Annotated in this window: 13 protein-coding genes and 1 pseudogene; 8 read left to right on the top strand and 6 right to left on the bottom strand. The window is 63.8% G+C overall.

The genetic code is table 11. The annotated features are described in order from the left end of the window. The 6 genes from OOT46_RS22970 to OOT46_RS22945 form a co-directional block, all read right to left on the bottom strand. Positions 1-837, bottom strand: a complete 837-nt coding sequence (locus OOT46_RS22970) for a hypothetical protein (RefSeq protein ID WP_265405955.1) — start codon at positions 835-837, stop codon at positions 1-3. Further along, positions 834-2,237, bottom strand: coding sequence for a pilus assembly protein TadG-related protein (locus OOT46_RS22965; RefSeq protein ID WP_265405954.1), 1,404 nt, complete (start codon positions 2,235-2,237; stop codon positions 834-836). Before OOT46_RS22965 ends, OOT46_RS22970 begins: the two co-directional genes overlap by 4 nt. A gap of 74 nt (positions 2,238-2,311) precedes the next feature. Then, a complete protein-coding gene (locus OOT46_RS22960) occupies positions 2,312-2,539 on the bottom strand; it encodes a hypothetical protein (protein ID WP_322114284.1) in 228 nt (75 codons plus the stop codon). A 503-nt stretch (positions 2,540-3,042) separates the two neighbouring features. Further along, the gene (locus OOT46_RS22955; protein ID WP_265405952.1) at positions 3,043-4,584 is read right to left on the bottom strand and encodes a nitrilase-related carbon-nitrogen hydrolase; all 1,542 of its coding nucleotides are present in this window, start codon (positions 4,582-4,584) and stop codon (positions 3,043-3,045) included. 309 nt (positions 4,585-4,893) lie between these two features. Then, positions 4,894-5,328 (bottom strand): DUF4259 domain-containing protein, encoded by a 435-nt coding sequence (locus OOT46_RS22950; protein WP_265405951.1) that lies wholly within the window; start codon positions 5,326-5,328, stop codon positions 4,894-4,896. 308 nt (positions 5,329-5,636) lie between these two features. Beyond that, positions 5,637-5,807 (bottom strand): hypothetical protein, encoded by a 171-nt coding sequence (locus tag OOT46_RS22945; RefSeq protein ID WP_265405950.1) that lies wholly within the window; start codon positions 5,805-5,807, stop codon positions 5,637-5,639. On the opposite strand from OOT46_RS22945, the gene OOT46_RS22940 reads away from it, so the two are divergent. From OOT46_RS22940 to OOT46_RS22905, 8 genes and pseudogenes are all read left to right on the top strand, one after another. Continuing rightward, a complete protein-coding gene (locus OOT46_RS22940) occupies positions 5,802-5,963 on the top strand; it encodes a hypothetical protein (RefSeq protein WP_265405949.1) in 162 nt (53 codons plus the stop codon). The two genes, OOT46_RS22945 and OOT46_RS22940, sit on opposite strands and share 6 nt — an antisense overlap. An 80-nt stretch (positions 5,964-6,043) precedes the next feature. Next, positions 6,044-6,310 (top strand): annotated as a pseudogene (locus OOT46_RS22935) (glycoside hydrolase family protein); the annotation flags it as partial. Positions 6,311-6,612: 302 nt separating this feature from the next. After that, positions 6,613-8,028 (top strand): hypothetical protein, encoded by a 1,416-nt coding sequence (locus OOT46_RS22930; protein ID WP_265405948.1) that lies wholly within the window; start codon positions 6,613-6,615, stop codon positions 8,026-8,028. A 75-nt stretch (positions 8,029-8,103) separates the two neighbouring features. Next, positions 8,104-8,733, top strand: a complete 630-nt coding sequence (locus OOT46_RS22925; RefSeq protein WP_265405947.1) for an SMI1/KNR4 family protein — start codon at positions 8,104-8,106, stop codon at positions 8,731-8,733. Between the two features lie 327 nt (positions 8,734-9,060). Continuing rightward, positions 9,061-9,267, top strand: a complete 207-nt coding sequence (locus tag OOT46_RS22920) for a hypothetical protein (RefSeq protein WP_265405946.1) — start codon at positions 9,061-9,063, stop codon at positions 9,265-9,267. Beyond that, the gene (locus OOT46_RS22915; protein ID WP_265405945.1) at positions 9,264-9,539 is read left to right on the top strand and encodes a hypothetical protein; all 276 of its coding nucleotides are present in this window, start codon (positions 9,264-9,266) and stop codon (positions 9,537-9,539) included. Before OOT46_RS22920 ends, OOT46_RS22915 begins: the two co-directional genes overlap by 4 nt. An 803-nt stretch (positions 9,540-10,342) precedes the next feature. Then, complete coding sequence (locus OOT46_RS22910; protein WP_265405944.1) at positions 10,343-13,411, top strand: type VI secretion system Vgr family protein; 3,069 nt, start codon at positions 10,343-10,345, stop codon at positions 13,409-13,411. A gap of 18 nt (positions 13,412-13,429) precedes the next feature. Further along, positions 13,430-18,418, top strand: a complete 4,989-nt coding sequence (locus tag OOT46_RS22905) for an RHS repeat-associated core domain-containing protein (protein ID WP_265405943.1) — start codon at positions 13,430-13,432, stop codon at positions 18,416-18,418. Positions 18,419-18,428 lie beyond the last annotated feature (10 nt).

Raw genomic sequence — 18,428 nt, 5'->3', positions numbered from 1 at the left:
TCATCGTTGACCTCTGGAGAACCCCAGGGGAATGGCAAACAGCCGCGCATCCATCAGCTTGCCCTCGTTCAGCTCGGTCGCCGACACCCGCCCGTTGTCTCGCCCAAAGTCCACTTCGAGGGCCAGTGGGCGGCTGAGCAAACCGGGGAGCCGTTTCTTTTCGGCCTCCGCCGGCAGCCAATAGCAAGACTGGGCGCCCGCCATCAGTTCACCGGGCGCCGGGTGGGCCATCACAACACAGCGCTGTCCGTGGACGGTTCGTTGCTCGCTCGTCGCCGTGGCGGCTGCCGCAGCCACTTCCTCGTCACCGCCACGCGCCGCAGTCGGCTTTTCTGCCCCCTCGCAGCGGCCCGCGAAGGTGCGCTTGTCAAAGTCCAGCATGCAGGTCCCCTTGCTCCACCGCCCCAGGGTCCCGCGCCGCGAGGTTTTCCATCGAACGCTGCAGTCGTTCAAGCCCACTTCCAGCCGTGCCTGTGTCTGTACCGTGAGCTTCGCTGCTTCGCTCAGGTACTCTTCCTCCCTCAGCACGCTGAGGTAGGGCGGCAGCGCGTTGGCCTCGATCTTCCGGCCAACACCTTTGCCCTCGACACACAGATGCTGGGTCTGCACCAGCAGGTCCCGGTTGACCCCGCCGATGCTCTTGAGCTTGCCTTCGCGCACGACGTAGCGGGTGAGCACCTGCCGTCCGGGCGCTGCCTCGGCGTACTGTGCAGTCAACGACCGGTAACCCTGCAAGGGGTCGGCCGGCACCTGCGCGTTGGCGTGCGCGCCCAGCACGCCGAGAAGGAGCGCTCTCGGGAAGGCCCAGCCGCAACCGGAATGTTCTGCCGTGCTCATTGGGTGGACAGGGTTTCGGCGATCGCACCGATGCCGGGGCTGACCAGGCGGGCGTGCCAGAAGGGGTTGAACAGACTGGCCAGTTCGTCCCGGCCGTCGTCTCGCGGGGTCAGCCGTTCAAAGTACACCTCGACGGCCGAGAGGGCCGCCATCGATCGGGTACCGCCCGGGCCCATCAGCTCCATCGATCCCGAGGGCTGCGTTTGCGCGGCTCTGCCTGTCACGTGCAGGTCGTTGCTGGCGCGATTCACGCGCACGGCGAAGCGCGCGGCCGGTCGCTCCCGAGTCAGTGCCTCGGCGCTTAACTCATAGAAGGCCGGCAGCCCCGTGTATCCCATGCTCGTTGCGTTCGACTCGGCCCAGGATGCGGTGCGTTTGTTGGCTCCGCTGCCGCCCATGTTGGTCGTGGACAGCCCCTCTTCGCCCCCCGCTTCGCCGGCCCCGTACCCCAGGGGCACCTCGCGTGAGCGGCACTTGCCTTTGCGCAGGTACTTCTCGTGCCATGCCGAGGTGTCGATCGCTTCCCAGTCATCCAGACCGACTTTCGTCCCGCCACCTCGTTTGAGCTCATCGAACTTGGCCCCGTTGGCGCCGACGCAGGTGGGGAACAAGGTCTTGCGCTCGAAGGAACGGGCTTCGACAAACGGGTCCTTGTAAGCAGCGGCCTGAACGGTGGCGCGCAGCCGCTCGCGCTCGTCACCCCGATAACGCCGGATCATGGGGCCGTTTTGAAAGCTGAAGAACGTGTCCTCCACCAGCACGCCGGTGCCGCGGGCAGGCCCGAAACCTTCATAGTTGCGATCGACCACGTCCTGCACGGCCTGGCGGCGCGCGACCGGCAAGGTCCCGAGCAACACGTCCTTGATGCCTGGCGGCTGCATCCGCAGGTTGCTGATACCGTTGCTGGTAAAAATGAGTGCGGGCACGGAATAATCGAGAATCGGAGCGATATAAGTCCGGTAGATTTCAAAAACGTCCACGCCCGTGTACGCTTCGAGGACGGCATTACCCCCGTAGGTGCCGGCCAAAGGGAGAAGACCTTTGGCGGTGAAGCAAAATCTCTCGCAAATCTCTCCAGAGCCGGGGCTTTGCATATCGTAGGAAGAAGCAATGCCGACGACGTATCTATTCCAGGACGCCAAAGCCGTGAGCTGGCCGATTGCGACCGAATTGGCCATAACCGCCCGGTTGCTATAAGCCTCGAAATTCATGACCCGAGCCATCACCTGCCCCGCGCTATATGCTGCGGCATCTGCTGCATTGGTTGCGGTGACGCGCTCACGCAGCAGCTGACCCGAATTGAACAGGAAAAACAGCATGCCCGCGCCGATGATCAGCACGAACAGCCCGAGTAGCATTGCCTGACCCCGCTGCCGGGCAGGGGTGGCGATCGGAACCATGCTGTCCTCCCTTACGAAACGCGAGCGCCAGCTTCGCATTGGAAGCGCGCGCTCGCCCTCGGATCGATCGCCTCTTACTTGTCTTTCTGACTCGTGTAGTCGTTCAACGTCGCCTTCTGATCGGCTCGCCGCGCTGCATCGTTTGCCGCGTTCCCGGCCTCTGTCCGCGCCGCAGCACCGTTGCCGCCGGCAATTTCTTGCGCCACTGCTGCCGTTTGATTTCGGACCGTCTGACCAAAGTACTGGTATACAGCGATGGCAGCGACAGCAATCAAAGCGACGACAATGACATATTCGGTCATCCCTTGACCACGCTGCCTGCTTTTCCTGGACTCCCTGCTTGCGTTCATTCTCTTCCCCTTGAAGGTTTGCTGATGAAGAACGTTCTGAGTGTCAGTATCATAAATGCCATCTTGATACAGCTTTACAGAGTGTTAAGTAAGGTCTTCCATGAGATTTCTCATTTGTTTTTCAAATCTGTTCTTCTAGTAACTGAATGAAGGATTTGCTGGAGCCTCAACTCGTGCCGTCTGGATTACTCGGGCCCGAGCGGTGAGGGCGGGGCCGCGACAAAGTCCTTCACCTCGTTCCTGCCACCTCCACAAAGGCCGCGGCCGTCTCGCCCAGGCACGAACCGCCCCTCGGTGGGATGGGCACGCACGTCACCCTGGGCCCTAGAGTCACGTTGTAGCAAGTCGGTAGGACGCACAGGCGCCCGTGGACGTCGCGGTTTCACGGCAGGGGCCATTCACTGCCGTGGGATGGAGCTCGTTCGACTGCCTGACAGGCCCGGCCAAATGCAGCGCTACCCAAGCGATGGCGGTGGGGGGCCGGAGGGTTCAAGCACGCCCGTCGTGCCCCGTTTCTCTTTCCTTCGGGTTTCCAGCAAGAGACCGAGGGGCAAGATCAGCAGGAAGGCGGCCGGCGCTCGCATGTAGACCGTCGTCGTCCCGGCGGGGAGCCGCGGCACATCAACGTGCCAAGCTGACGCCTGCGAGGGTGCTTCTTGAGCAACGACGCCCGCTGGCGTGACGAGAGCTGCTCCTTTCGGCACGTTTGCCATCAGCAGCCAACGCCCGGTCTCTGCAGCTCGCCATCGGGCCATCATGAGTTGGTTGGCACTGGCTCTGTCATCGGCGAACCAGCTCAAGTCGCTGATGAGGAGCACCGAATCAGTCCCTTCGGCACGCCGTGCGCTGACCGTCGGTGATGCAACGTCCTGGCAAATAAGCACCGATTGGACCGGCTCGCCGGAGTAGACGCGCGTCACTTCGCCGGGCGTCAGATCCTGGAAGGGCATCTGCATCAGTGGCTTGGCCCACTGCAGGCCGGGCGGAAAGAACTCTGCAAAAATGAACAGCATGTGCTTGTCGACGAAGGCCACGGGCTCCGCAGGCGACAGCACCAGGGCCGTGTTGAAGGTTCGATCGTCTGTCATGCGGAAGCTACCCACGACTACGGTCTTTGATTGCCCGATCTCCTGGATGCGCCCTCGAACGGACGTCGGCAGGAGCTGCCATGGCAGGGGCAGTGCGGTTTCTGGGAACACGACGGTCTGGCCCGGTGCATGGGCAGCAAAGTCGATGATGTATTCGGCCCGTGCCTTCAGCCTCGCGCGCGCGTACTTCTCGTTGGGAGGAGCAGTCAACAACGCGACGGACACCAGGCGGGTGTCCGTCGGTAGGTCGCGTCGATCGAGGTGCAGCATCGCGATCGCGCCAAGGACCGAAGACATGATCAGAACAGGTGCAAGGAGAGCTGGCCCGCAGGTCCGGATGGGAACCAGCACTGCGATCGAGGTCGCCAGTCCGACCGCAAGACCGCTAGCTCCGTAGGCGCCGGCCACGGGTGCAACATCCATCAGGGGACTGTTCGAGAAGCCATACGCCAGCTTCGCCAATGGCCAGTGCAGGCACTCGGTGCGGAGCCATTCCCAAGCCCAGACAAACCCGGCGAACAGCAGCACACGGCCTGTGGGCGAACGTCGAGACCGATCAAAGGCGAAAGCAGTGGCGAGCACGTACCCGCTGGCTGTGAAGCCGGCGAGCAGGAGCGACACTAGGAGGCGCCAGAAGCCCCCCGGGGCGAAGTTGTGAGCGAAAGCCGCGCCGACCGGGTCGAATGCCACCGTGAACAGGGGGACCCAGTACGCGGCCGAGCCCGTAGCGAGATGAACCAACGACAGAAGCCGGCAAGGCGCAGTTGGACGCCGTGCAGCCTCGTCCAGGCTCAGGAGGGCGAGCCAGCTCGCGAGCGAGATGGCGAGAACGGGCCACCAGCTGGCATCGTAGAGCGCGATACCGCCGGCACTGCCGAGCAGCGCATAAAGAAACAAGCGGAGCCTCATGCGCATTGCAACCCCCCCTGCGACTACAGTGCTCTCGTTGCCGTCCAGACATTCCGGAGAGCCGATCGGATTCTCGACGTACCGCTCTTCTCGGGCTTTCGCTCGCGTCGTGGTGACGGCCGGGTCTCGCCGTGGCTCACAGTGTGCGAGACCGTGCTACCGCTGCCAACGGTCATTATTCAGTCGCGCAGGGCTCTTGCACAAGGCCGCCAGTCGCGCAATAGCAGCCACGGAAGACATCGGCAACGGGTGGAGAAACTGACACACCAGTCGGCTGCTCACGGCACCACTGCGCGGAGCGCTGCAGTCTCAGACGTTCAGTCGCGCAAGGAGGCCTTCGACATCGGTCCTCCATGCCTCGAAATCTGAGGTCTCCGCCCACAGCTCGCGAAGTTCTGAATCCTCCGCGAGCACCCGGGCCACAGCCTTTGCTGCCGTTTCGACCTGTTGCCTGCTGGGCCGGGGCTGGGTACGGGCAAGCCATTTGACGAGCGCCGGGTTGGCCGTTGCCGCCGGGCCAGGCCGGCCGAGCGCCGCGGCCACGACTTCTGCGGCGGCAAGACCTTCGGCCGCTTCTGGCGCCTCGACGTATTCGATTGTCTCCACAACGGTGGCCAGGGCTTCGTCCACCGGCGTCCAGTCATCTTGCTCTGTGAGTTCCGCAATCCAGTCGGCGGCATCGTCGTTGCTGAAAGAGTCGATCGCCCAGCATCCCATTTCCAGGTCCTCCGATGGTTGCAGCATCAGGTTGCCGAGCGGATCTTGCCATAGGTGTGTGGCGCAGGAGGTGCCTTTGTCTGGTCTTACAGAGCTACGTCGAGCCCCCTCCCCTACGCCGCTTGTGCCGGGTCTTGCCCGCCATCGGCACCCGACCTGCTCGAAGCCGTCGCCGCACCGATTCATCGACGAGCTGCTGCCGCACAGCTGGCAGCCTACCGCTCACTCAACAGGAAGTCCAAAGCGCGGGCGTGCAACCTTGCGCAACTCGCTCCATAGAGCGGCAGTCGCTCCGCCCTGTTCCTTGGCGCTAGGTGTCGCCCTCGGCGCTTGCATCAGCGGCGCGCGAGCCCTTGGCCGGCAGCGGATCGGGTCCCGCCGCGAGTCCTTCCCGGGTACTGGTTCAGCATGCGCCTCGCCTCCTGCACCGGTGCCTCCAGCCACGGCGCGTACTCCTCCTCGCTGAGCACCACCATCATCAGTTTCTCTTCGCCGGGCTTGTGCATGACAAGCAGCGGGACGCCCTGCTCAAGTCACGACTGATGGCGGTCTACGGGGTGTGGCAGCGCGACGGGGAGGTGCGGCACCTGGTGGCGCATTGGCTGCAAGACCTGACGCCGCTGCTCGGGCGGCTGGCGACTGAGAGCCGGGATTCTCGATAGTGGCTCTCGGGACGCGCATGTGCTGCTTGCCAGCTAAGCCGTCTGCCCAGCCTCCCGGCCATGGCTAATCTGGTCCAAGCCTAGTCAAGGCGTTCGGCACAACGCTGCGCAGCTGCCCAGGGCTCGCCACCGGGACGCGCGGCCGGCTGGCTGCGATCGTCGACTGCACCTTCAACCTTGGTGCTGGTCGGCTACGCACGTCCTCATTGCGTCGTCGGGTGAACGTGCGTGATTGGCCCGCTGCAGTGCGCGAGCAGCGCCGCTGGTTCTACGGCCGCGGCCGGGTGCTGCCCGGCCTTCTGGCCCGCCGCGAGGCCGAGGCGCTGTTGCTGCTGAGTGGATCCTGACCTCATCTGATCGCGGCGAGGTACGCGTCCCTGCACAGTGACGGCCCGGCATGGCGCCTGACACCCATCGCAGGTTGGCGCTCACTCGGATGGTCGCTATCGTCGCTACCGTTGCCTGGTACATCAAGAACTCATCGGCAACTCCCGCCATACCGCGCCAGATGACGCAGGACGGTTTGTCCGCGCCTATGTCCGGCACGGTTTCCTTCCTTTTCCCCACGTGCGACCTCTCGCGGGCCCGGCCGTCGTTCCGTGCTGGTGCGAGGAACACGTGCTCCTATGCACTCTGCGAAAGGATCCCTATGGCAGCACGAGCAGTTGGAACAGGGTCACGGCGCTTCACCGTCGGTGTAATCATCGCGGCGGCCTGTGCCTTGACCGCATGCGGCGGCGGAGGTTCGGACGAAACCGCGGCCGCCGAGGATGTCGATGTCAGCGAGGCTGCGGTCGACCGGGCGGACGTCACCGATGCGCAGGCAGCAGCTGCGTCCGGGATACCGAGAGGCGGGGAGCACCCGTGCGGCAGCGACAACGAGTTCGCGACCGTGACCGGAGCCAACAACGACTATGAGAGCAGCCTGGTGAACCGACACGTCGACTGTCGCGTTGGGCTCAGCAACTACCTCACGGTGTACGAGTACACCAGGCCCGATCCGAACAGTGGGTACATCGAGACGCGGGTCGGTACCGCACGTGTCAAGACACAAGTGTCAGCCCATGGTCCCGCCAACCGACTCGCCAAACGCTACGAGATCAGGATCCAAGTCGCGGAGTTCACGCCGGATCCCAATTACACGGGCAGAAACCCACGTCCCGTGCTCAAGTTCCGTCCACGGGTGGCCTGTACCTCCGGGTACAACAACAGCACGGCACAAAAGTGCACCTACACCGCGCCCGACGTGGTCGCCAGCACCGCGAGCGTCGGCAAATGGGGTGCGGCCCAAGCCTTCGACGTCGCGTTCTCTTGGACGAAGGATCCCAACACCAAGAGCGACTGGGAGGAGTTCCTGGTGGACATCTTCAATTTCTACTACACCCAGAACGGAACGCCGTACGAAGCGCCGCTGAACCCCGGCGGACCGCCGATCTACAACGACGTCGGCTCGGGGCTCGGCCAACCGCCCAGGTTGCGATGCGACAAAGGAGTGGCGCACAGTGGGAGCAATGGCTGCGTGTTTCCCGACGCTGCAGCGGTCTATCCCCTGAGCCGGTCCGATACGACGCTATCCGAAGCCGCTCAGCACATCTACGAGGCGCAGAACAACCCGGATCCGGCCGCTCGTTCGCCCGGCAAGTTCAAGCTCAAAGCAGGAACGCGGGCGATCGCAGCGGACGAGGTCCGCGGGATAAACGCCTTGCAGCGGGCGAAATCCGAAAGGGTGCAGGAAAAAAATCGCGATCGGTCTTGCGGTGCATCCAACTCGCTGATCGAGACACGCTTGCCGAAGAAGCAATCGGCGAGTTGCGCCGCCGGATCCGTGCCCTGCTCCTGTGACGAGTACCCGTTCGCCTCAACATGGAATGGCGGCTTCTTCAATCCCGACCGCACTTCCGTCAAACGGATCAACGATGCGCACAACAAGAAGGCAGGCTCCGCCCAGCTGACCAATTGGTACAGATACGAACGGGTGGTGGACCATACCTTCGCCGATGATCAGCCCCGTGGGCAACCGCTGGTGCCTGGTAAGGGCGACGATTTTTGGGTCTTCGTCATGTGAGCCGAGAACCGAGCGTAGCTGCCGCGGTACTTGGGCAAGCGGACCGGCGCGGCAACCAACTGAAAGGGAGCCTTGATGAACGAACTTTGGGATCGGCTGGAGTCTCTGCTAGAGCGCCATGCACCAGAGGTGTTGGCCTCGTTGAACCCGCCCGCCTCCTTAGAAAAGATCCACGCCGCGGAACAAGCGTTGGGGGTATCGTTCCCCGAGGACGTGCGGACGGCGTACCTTCGCCACAACGGGGCAGCAGACCAAACGATCGATCACGGGCCCTACTTTTTCTACTACGGCGGTTGGTGCAGCCTGGACATGATGGTGTACAAGTGGCAGAGCACGTGTCGATTGGCAGACGATCTGAAGTTGCAGCCAGGCGGGATGGATAACTTTCCAGAGGAGGACGAGACCTGGGCTGACATGGAGATCCGGCCGGAGTGGTGGAATCCGCACCGCATCCCATTGAGCGGCAGCAATACCTACAACATGCTGCTTGTCGACTTGCAGCCAGGGCCGGCCGGCGTCCGTGGTCAAGTTCTGAAGGACAACGGAACAGGCGAGCCGATTGTCGTGGCACGAAGCCTTGACGAACTTCTGACCACGATGGCCGACCGGCTTGAACAAGGTTTGATGGTTTGGGATCCGATCAAGCGGTGGGTGAATGCGGCCACTGGGACGACGATACTTGAATGGAAAACGATGTGGGGCTGAGTAAGCCGAGTTGGGGACTAGCTCTATTCACGGCATCGGCCCATCTTTTAAGAGGTAAACGTTGTACGTCTCAACGAACCGAATCGTTGGCGACGCTTGACGTCAACAGACCAACCCATGGCCCGTCCCGCTTCCGCGGGGCGGGCCTTTTTGCATTTGAGGTGGCGAGGACTCGCAGCCTCTAGAGGCCCGGCAGCACTCTGTAACTTGGCGCTCTCCGCGAGCCTCTAGAGTCCGGCGCAACACAAGATTGGGAGGGCACCAGATGATCAAGGCAAAGCATCGCCGGACACGTGGCGGTGTCGGCGCGTCCCGGAGCGGGTTGTGATGCGCGCCCTGTTGCGTGCGTTGTTGGTGCTCGGGGGAACCCTCCTGGGGTGCATGCTTGTCCTTGTCTTGAGCGCCGTGCTGTTCCCCGACGTCAACTACGAGAAGATCCTGCCTTATCTCTACGGCGGAATGGCGGTCGGTGCCCTGGCGGGTTTCCTTGCGGGGCAGCGCCTTCTCCTCGGCAGATCGGGGGAGCGGGCATGACCGTGCTCCTGTTGCTCGGCTTCGCCTGGCTGGTGCACCGCTTCGAGCGCCCGCTGCACTTCGCCGTCGGCTACTCGGTGCTGGCGCTGCTCCTCGGGCTGATGTTCGAGTCGATCGGCTGGGCCCTAGCCTTGGGCTTCTTGGGCACGCTCGCCTTCAGCGCGGCCTACTTCTCCCTGCTCAACCGCGTCTCCGACACCATCGCCACATGGCTGGCAGTGCTGGTGGGCGGCGCGCTGCTATGGTTCTTCCTGCCCCTGTTGGCAGCCTAGGCCTGGTGGGGCCTCTGCCCCGTGCAAGCGCAGCCGAGGTCCGGGAAATGCGGGGGAAGTCCTGCTACCGGGGTGTGGAGCGGGTGCTCATTTGCCGGCGGACCGAGTCGCGAGCTTCCTTCAAGCTGGCTTGATGCACCTCCCGGTCGCAGCGCATGGCATACGTTGGCATGCCCAAGTCGATGAGGCGTGTCACGTCCGCGTCAGTGGCGTGGCCCTTCTGGGGGTAGACGCCTGCTCGCCGAAGTTTTGCGACCTGCCAATCCGTGTACCAACTTACAGCAAGCACAAGTAGACAGCCAAGCAACAGTATCCAAACGAGCGTCACGGCGTCCTCCCTGGCGTGAATCACAGCTTTTAGCGGACGGCGTTCCCGGGCTTGTGTCGCCATGTGCCCCACGTTGTTGAGGGCACGGGGGGAGAAAGCACAGGTCGCATTGTCACCGGCCACCGCTACACTCCGCGGCGCGCCCTGATTTCTTCCCTCCCTATGGGGCGCCTTCCGGCCCGCCGCTGCAAGCCACGTATCGCAGCGCGGGCCTTCTCTTTTCCTACGAAAATTTACAAACCGGAGACCCCCAAAGCGGGGGAGGTGCGGCGCTGGGGCGCGACCTGCTGGCTACACTGCCTGCACACAATCCAATTGCTGCCAGCCACACGGCGGCACGCCTTGCAGGGAGGGCTCCGATGCCAATGAGGGACTGCGCCGTCTCGTTTCTGGCCGGTGGTTGGACGCCGTTGCGTCCGCTGCTCAAGAACCAACTCCAAGGCCGGTGCCCTCGCTCGCCGGCACGTTCCAACGGATGAGCACATCTCCTCTGACCTCTCTGGCGGCCCTCATCGGAGGCCGCCAGCACGCGCGCCTTCTGCGGCTGACGTTTCCCAACGACGATGCGCCATCGGCCGAACTGCTGGCCGAACGCCTGCAGGCCGTCGAGTCCCTGTCGCGCAATTACAGGTACACCGTCGAGCTCCTCAGTGACAGCGCGAACATCCCGCTCGAAGATCTCCAGGGCAAACAGCTGTGCGTGTCGCTCGTGCGCGCCGACGGCACCTTGAGGCACTTCACGGGGTACGTTTGGAGCTTCGTCCACGTCAAAACGGACGGCGGCATCGCCTTCTACGAGGCCGTACTGGTGCCGTGGCTGCACTTCCTCACACTGCGCCAGAACAACCGCCTGTTCCACCACCAGACCCTGCAGCAGCAGTTGGAGGTCTTGTTCGCCGACTACGGGGCGCTGCCTGTGTGGGAGTGGAAGGTCACCGGGGAGCAGCCGACGTTCACGATGGCCGTCCAGTGGTCGGAGCACGACGCCAACTACGTCTGCCGCCGCCTCGAGGCCGCCGGGCACAGCTTTTCGTACGAGCACAGCGAGCAGGGGCAGACCTGGGTCGTGTGGGGCTCGACGCTCGACGCGGCGCCCATCGACGGCGCGACGCCGGACATCCGCTTCCACAGCAACGCCGGCTCCCAGGAAGAAAACGCCATCGCACAGTGGCGGCCCAAGCGGCAAGGCATCTCGGCCAGCTACACCGTGTCCAGCTTCGACTTCAAGGTAGCGCAGCCGGTCCACGTCGACATGCCCGGCATCGTCGAGCAAGGCGACGTGCCCAAGTTGAACGTGCAGAGTTACGAAGGGCACTACGGCTTCAAGGACCGCTCGGGGGGTGAACAGCTGGCGCGCCAGCGCATGGAGGAAATCGAAGCGCGCGGCAAGCAGTACGAGGCCGATAGCAATAACGCCTTTGTGCAGCCCGGTCGCTGGTTCAAGCTCGCCGACCACTTCGCCCACGGCGGCGAAGACGCCGAGTTTTTCATCATCGAAGCCCGCCACGAAGCCCGCAACAACTACCTGCAAGGCGATGAGGCCGTCGCGGAGTACCGGAACACCTTCGTGTGCCAGCCCAGGAAGGTCGTCTGGAGGCCGGGCCTCGGCTGGAACAGCAAGCCCAGCCTGATGCTGGCTCCCCAGTCGGCCCTTGTCGTCGGCCCGGAGGGCACGGGTAGTTTGAACGTTGACGAGTACGGCCGCATTCAGGTGCAGTTCCACTGGGACCGCGACAACAGCGGCAGCTGCCGGCTGCGGGTGGCCACCAACTGGGCAGGCAGCGAGAACGGCCTCATCAGCCACCCCAGGGTGGGCTCTGAGGTGGTGATTCACGCCCTGGATGGCAATCCGGACCGGATGCTGGTGACCGGGTGCGTCCATAACCAGGCCTACATGCCGCCCTGGAAGCTGCCCGAGCAGCGTGCCCTGACAGGGCTGCGCAGCCGCGAACTGACGCAGGACGGCGGCAACAGTGCGGGCGGACGCAGCAACCACGTGCTGCTCGACGACACCGACCAGGGCATGCAGGTCCAGGCGCGGAGCGACCACCAGAGCAGCCAGTTGAGTCTGGGCCACATCACCCGTATCGAAGACACCGCCGGGCGCAAGGATGCAAGGGGCCAGGGCTTTGAACTGCGCACAGATGGTCACGGTGCCGTCCGTGCGAGGCAGGGCCTGCTGGTCACGACCGAAGAGCGCCTCAACGCCCGCGCCCACATCACGGACATGGCCGAGACGGTGGAGCGTCTGACGCAGGGCCAGGACCTGCACCAAAGCTTGTCCGACGCAGCCAAGGAAGCGCAGGCCCACCAGGCGGGCGACCAGGACGAAGTCGTCAAGGCGCTGCAAGCGCAGGCCGCCGACATCAAGGGGTCGGGCGGCAACCCGCAACAGGGTGAGTTCCCCGAGTACCAGGCGCCCCACCTGACGCTGGCCAGCCCGGCCGGCATCCAGACCACCACGCAGGGCTCGACCCACGTCGTCAGCACCGAGCACAACGCCTTGACCAGCGGCGGCCACACCAGCGTGAGCGCCGGCAAAAGCCTGCTGGCCAGCGTCAAGGAGGCCGTGCGCCTGTTCGCCTACAAGGCCGGCATGAAGCTGGTGGCGGCCAGTTCGGACATCGACATCACGGCGCTCAAGGACAGCATCAACCTGCTGGCCAAGCTCAACATCACGCACACCGCGAACCGCATCACGATCACGGCCAAGGAAGAGGTGCTGATCAACGGTGGAGGCAGCTATAGCAAATGGAGCGGCGGCGGCATCACGCATGGCACCAGCGGTCCCTGGCAGGTCAAGGCGGCGAGCTTTTCGCACAGCGGCCCTGCCAGCATGGGCTCGCCCAGCCTGCCGCAGACGTTCCAGCTGCCCAAGGGCAACCTGGAGCTGTTCCACGAGTACGTGCGCTCCACCGGCGAGCGAGTGCAAGGCGTCAAACAGGGCGAGTTCAGTGTGCTGGACTCCGAGGCGGCCAGCCGCAGCGGCGCGCTGGACGGCAAGGGGTTCAACGCCGTTGCCGGCGTGCCGATGGGCATGGCGGAGATCGTCTACGGCAAAGATCCCAGCAACACTTGGGACGAGGGCAGCTACTTTGGCAAGTTCAACTGGCCACCCGAGCCTCCTGCCGAGAGTGCCTCGGCGATGTCGGCCTCGGGCTCTATGGTCCGCGCCTCGCAAGGTGCTAGAACGGCCTCTGGAGCCCTTGGCAGCGCCGCGGGCGTGGCCTCTCTTGCGAGCACCGCGGCCGGCGCCTCAACGGCAGGTGCTAGCCTGGGCCAGTTGGCGTCAATCGCCTCCACGGCCCAGCAGGCGCTCGGCACGGTGCAGGCCGTCCAGCAAAGCGGCGCAAAGGCCTTGCTCGACCCGGCTTTGCAACTGGCGCAGTCCAAGGCCCTGCCCGCTGTGGTGCAAAAGGCCGCGGGCGTCTTGCCGCACGGATTTGCAAGCGAGCTGACCGGCGGGTTGCCTGGCATGCCCGCGATGGCCGCAGCCAAGCCGTCCCCCGCACCACTCGACGACTTCAGGGAACACGCCGTCTGACGGCGTCATAAAAAGCACATGACCGAGCCTACAAAGACGCCGGCCCAAGCAGAGCAGGCGCCCAAGCGCGAGCCGCAGACGGCCGTTGCCCCGCTGAACACCATAGCCCCCGAAGACCTGCAGGCCAGCGCCAACGAGTTCGACGCCTGGCTGCGCAAGAAGACCGACAACTACATCACGCTCGACCGCCTGACCGCCGTGGCCGGCAGCCTGCCCGTGCTCGGCAACATCATGGCGCTGGCCAGCGCCGTGATGGACGTGGTGCATATCGTCGAAAGCTACCTCAAGAAGAAGAGCGCCGACTTCTTCCTCTGGGTGTCGCTCGGCATCAACGTCATCGGCATCGTGCCCACCCTGGGCGCCGTGCGCATGAGTCTGCGCCCCGCGCTGCACCTCGTCAGAAGCCGCTTCGCGGCCGGCGCCAAGAACATCGGTGCGGCGGTGCTCGAAGTTCTCGCGATGGACCTGGCCGACCACATCAGCGGTTCCATGGAGGACTTCATCACGCAGGCGACGCAGAAGCTCGACGGCATGCTCAAAGAGTGCGCCGACTGGGCCGACAAGTTCGCTGACTCGCTCATCAGCGTGCTCCAGCGCAGCCTCGGCAAAGAGCCGCTGTTCAAGCTCAACACGCCGCCACCGCCGCCCGCACGTGTCGTCTATGACCCTAAGACCACCTCCTTCTTTGGGGAGATGATGCAGTCGGCCAAGCAGATGGGCCGCAACGCCAAGCACATGGCCGAGGTGGGCATGACCCACTACGGCAACGCCTACAAGCAAGTCGGCAACTACGTGGGTGCTAAAGGCGCCGACCTGCTGCCCGAGAAGGCCCGCGCCACGGTGCAGGGCCTCATCAACACGTTGCAGCAGACCAAGGCCGGCTTTCGGGCCAGCCTGACCCAGTTGGCAGACCCCAACGTCGAGCGCAGCATCATGTGGCTGCTGCAAAGCATCCTGCAGGCCGTGGCGAAGCGCCGCAAGACGCGGCAAGTGATGATGAGCGCCGACAAAGGCACCCAGGTGCGCGAGAACATCCACGGCAACAAGGTCGAGGCGGTCAGCAAGCAGGCCAAGCCCGAGGGGGATCCGGACATCTGCCCACTGGGCCCCGCGCCCGCAAGCACGGGCAAGTCCATCAGCCTGGTCACCGGCACCGAGAGCTTCACCCACACCGACTTCGCGCTGCAAGCACCGCTACCCATCGAATGGAGCCGCACCTACCGCAGCAACCTCCAGGCGTTCGACGACGGCAGCCTTGGCGCCCGTTGGCTGACACCCTTCAGCACCCGCATCGACGTGTTGGGCAAGGGCCGTCAGCGGGCGCTGGTTTACCACGGCGCCGACGGCCGCAGCCACCGCTACCCCTGGCTTGACGTCGGGCAGAGCCACCGCGACACCATCGAGAACCGCACGCTCACACGCATCAGCCCCACGCTACTGTGGCTCGACGTGGGCAAGCCGCTGCCCGAAGGTGAACCCAGCCCTTGGCGCGAAACCTACGAGTTGGTCGACACCTGCAAAGGCAAGGCCCAGACGCTGGGCGACCAGCACTTCCGGCTCGTGGCGCTCCAGGCTCTGCACGGCGCGGCCATCGGCCTGCGCTACGATCACACGCTCACCGAAGGTCCTTACGCCGGCGAGCAGGTGCTCAGCGACATCCTGAGCAAGCAGGGCGAAACTACGGTCGCCCACGTCGGCGTCCAACCGGATGCCAAGACCGGCCGCATCCTCGGACTTTGGGAAATCAAGGACGGCCAGCTGGTGCGTCAGCTGGCGGCCTACCAGTACGACGAGCAAGGCGACTTGGTGCAGGCACGCGACGAAAACGGCGCTGCCTGGGACTATCAGTACCAGCACCACCTGGTCACTCGCTACACCGATCGCACCGGCCGAGGCATCAACCTTGAATATGACGGAACGGAGCCGACCGCCAAGGCCATCCGCGAGTGGGCCGACGATGGCAGTTTCGACACCCGCCTGGAGTGGGACGAGAACATCCGCCTGACCTACGTGACGGACGCCCTCGGCCAGGAGACCTGGGTCTACTACGACATCAAGGGCTACACCTACCGCGTCATCCACGCCGACAAGCGCGAGGAGTGGTTTTACCGCGACGACACCAAGAAAATCACCTGCCATGTCCACCCAGATGGCAGCTCCGAGCACTTCCGATACGACGAGTTCGGCAACCTGATCCAGCACACCCGTGCCGATGGCAGCCTAGTGCACATCGAGTACGACAAGGGACACCGCATCACTGGCATCCTCGATCCGGACGGCGGCGTCTGGAAGCGCGACTATGACTTGCAAGGTCGCCTGAGCGAAGAGACCGATCCGCTTGGCCACAAGACGCAGTACGGTTACGACCAAGCGGGCCGCGTGACCAAGGTCACCGACGCCAAGGGAGGCACCAAGAAGCTGGCATACACCGCCAGCGGCCAGCTCGCTCGCTACACCGACTGTTCCGGCCGCACCACACAATGGACCTACGACGAGCGTGACCGACTGGTGAAGACAGCGGATGCCGCCGGCCACGAGACCGCCTACCGCTATACACGCCTCACGCCCGAAGCGCTGCAACAGGTCTATCAACCCGAGGACTTCGGCAACCACCCCGGTCAGCTAGAAGCGGTCGTTCACCCGGATGAAAGCGAAGAGCACTTCTACCATGACGCCGAAGGCCGGCTGCTCAAGCACACCGACGCGCTCAAACGCACCACGAGCTACAGCTACACAGCGACTGGCCTGGTGCATGAACGCATTGATGCGCTGGGCCAACGCCTGGGCTATCGCTGGGACAAGCTCGGCCGCCTGATGGAACTGCGCAACGAAAACGACCAGCCCTACAGTTTCCGCTACGACCCAGTGGGCCGGCTGCTGGAAGAAACTGGATTCGACGGCAAGCGCACCGAATACCGCTACGAGGAAGCCACCGGCGTGCTGGCCGAAGTGGTGGAAGGCCCTGTCACGACGAAACTCGAACTCGACGCGATGGGCCGGCTGCAAAAGCGCACGGCCACGGCGCCCGGCAGGGACGCGCAGATCGAAACCTTCGCCTACTACCCTGGGGGCCGCCTCGGCGAAGCGAAGAACGAGCACGCGCGCCTGCAGTGGTTCTACGATGAAGCCGGCAACCTGGTGCGCGAGCACCATCACTACCTGGGCCTCTTCTTCCCGGAAAGGCGCACTGCAGTCTGGAAACACCGCTACAACGAGCTGAACCAGCGCATCGGCACCACGCGGCCGGACGGGCACACGCTGGAGTGGCTCACCTACGGCTCGGGCCACATTCATGGCTTGGTGCTCGACGGCGAAGACATGCTGAGCTTCGAGCGCGACGCGCTGCACCGGGAGGTGTACAGGCAGCAGGGCAACGGCTTGGAGCAGCACCAGAAGTACGACCCGTTAGGCCGACTGCTGGAGCAGCAAGTGAAGCATAGCCAGCAGCCCCGGCCGGTGGACATCAGCGAGGCCTACCAGCAATCGCATAGCAACGTCGGCGCACAAGCGGGCATCATACGGCGCTACCGCTACGACCAGGCCGGGCAGCTCGACCACATCGAGGACAGCCGCAGGGGACGGCTGGCGTATCGCTACGACCCGGTGGGCCGGCTGCTGCAGGCGACCAGCGCGCTGGCCAAGGAGACCTTTGCCTTCGACCCGGCGGGCAACATCCTGACGCCCTCGGTCGAGGACAGGGAGCACCGCAAGGCCCATGGGCGTCCCACGCTGCCCAAGGTGCTGGACAACCTGCTGAAGGAATACGCGGGCAGCGCTTACAGCTACGATGAGCGGGGCAACCTCATCGAACGTGTGCACAACGGGCAGCACAGCACGTTCCAGTGGGACGCTTTCAATCGCATGAGCCAGGCGGTCACCCCGCAAGGCACGACGAGCTTTGCATATGACCCGCTGGGCCGACGCATCGCCAAGCGGGGCCAACGAGCGGCTGAAGACGGTTCAGTCTCCGGTACAGCCCGCACCACTCTTTATGGCTGGGACGGTAATTCGCTGGCTTTCGAGAGCAGTGCAGACCCGCAATGCGGCGTGACGGTCCACTATATCCATGAGCCGGGTGGCTTCGTGCCCTTGCTGCAGGCCAGAAGGAGCGAGATCGTCCAACTGGCGCCGACCACCGACGTGAAGGCGTTGATGGCGTCCAACGGAGGGCAATACGCCACCGAACTCGACCCGCTGTGGAACGGCGATTTCGAGGGAGAAACGGTGCCTTTCAGCAAGGAAGAGATCGTCTTCTATCAGTGCGACCACCTGGGCACACCGCAGGAACTCACGGACCACGAGGGCAACGTCGCCTGGGCGGCGCAGTACAAGGCGTGGGGACAGGCCAAGGAGGTGATCAGCGAGGCGGCGCGGAAGGCGGGCTTCACCAACCAGATCCGGTTCCAGGGGCAATATTTTGATGAAGAGACCGGGCTGCACTACAACCGATACAGGTACTACGATCCGCACTCCGGGCGGTTCGCCTCGCGTGATCCGATTGGTTTAAACGGCGGCAACAATCTACACGCCTACGCACCAAATCCAATTGGATGGACAGACCGCCTGGGGTTAACACCATCCACCAAGTCCCCAACCAAGGTAAATGACATAACAATCCTAAGAAAAGACATTGATCTTTCTGCCGAGGACAAATACGGCCATTGGTGGGTGGAGCTGGGCCGAAATGAAAGTTATGGATGGTGGCCATCCAAAGGAGTCAGCCTAACCGAGACAGTTTTGGGGGTGCCTGGTGATCTAAATGGCCAACGACGGTTCGGGGGAACACCGACCAGAGATCCGCACCATGGCGACAGGAGCCGCGGCGTTAATGTGTTTGACGTATATTCAAACGATAACCGCAGCAGTGAAGAAATACAGAATCAGGTAAGAGATTTCGCGAAGAAATACAATGGTCAATGGAGCTGGCCCGGCGGGCAGAATTGCCACACATTCCAAGAAAAAATGCTGAAGGAGTTGAACTTAACTACCAAGAAGAGGCCAAAATAATGCGGGCTTC

The organism is Aquabacterium sp. A7-Y (assembly GCF_026153205.1).
Classification (GTDB): Bacteria; Pseudomonadota; Gammaproteobacteria; order Burkholderiales; family Burkholderiaceae_C; genus Caldimonas.
The sequence above is the reverse complement of the archived record's forward strand: the minus strand, read 5'-3'. Positions and strand labels throughout refer to the sequence as shown.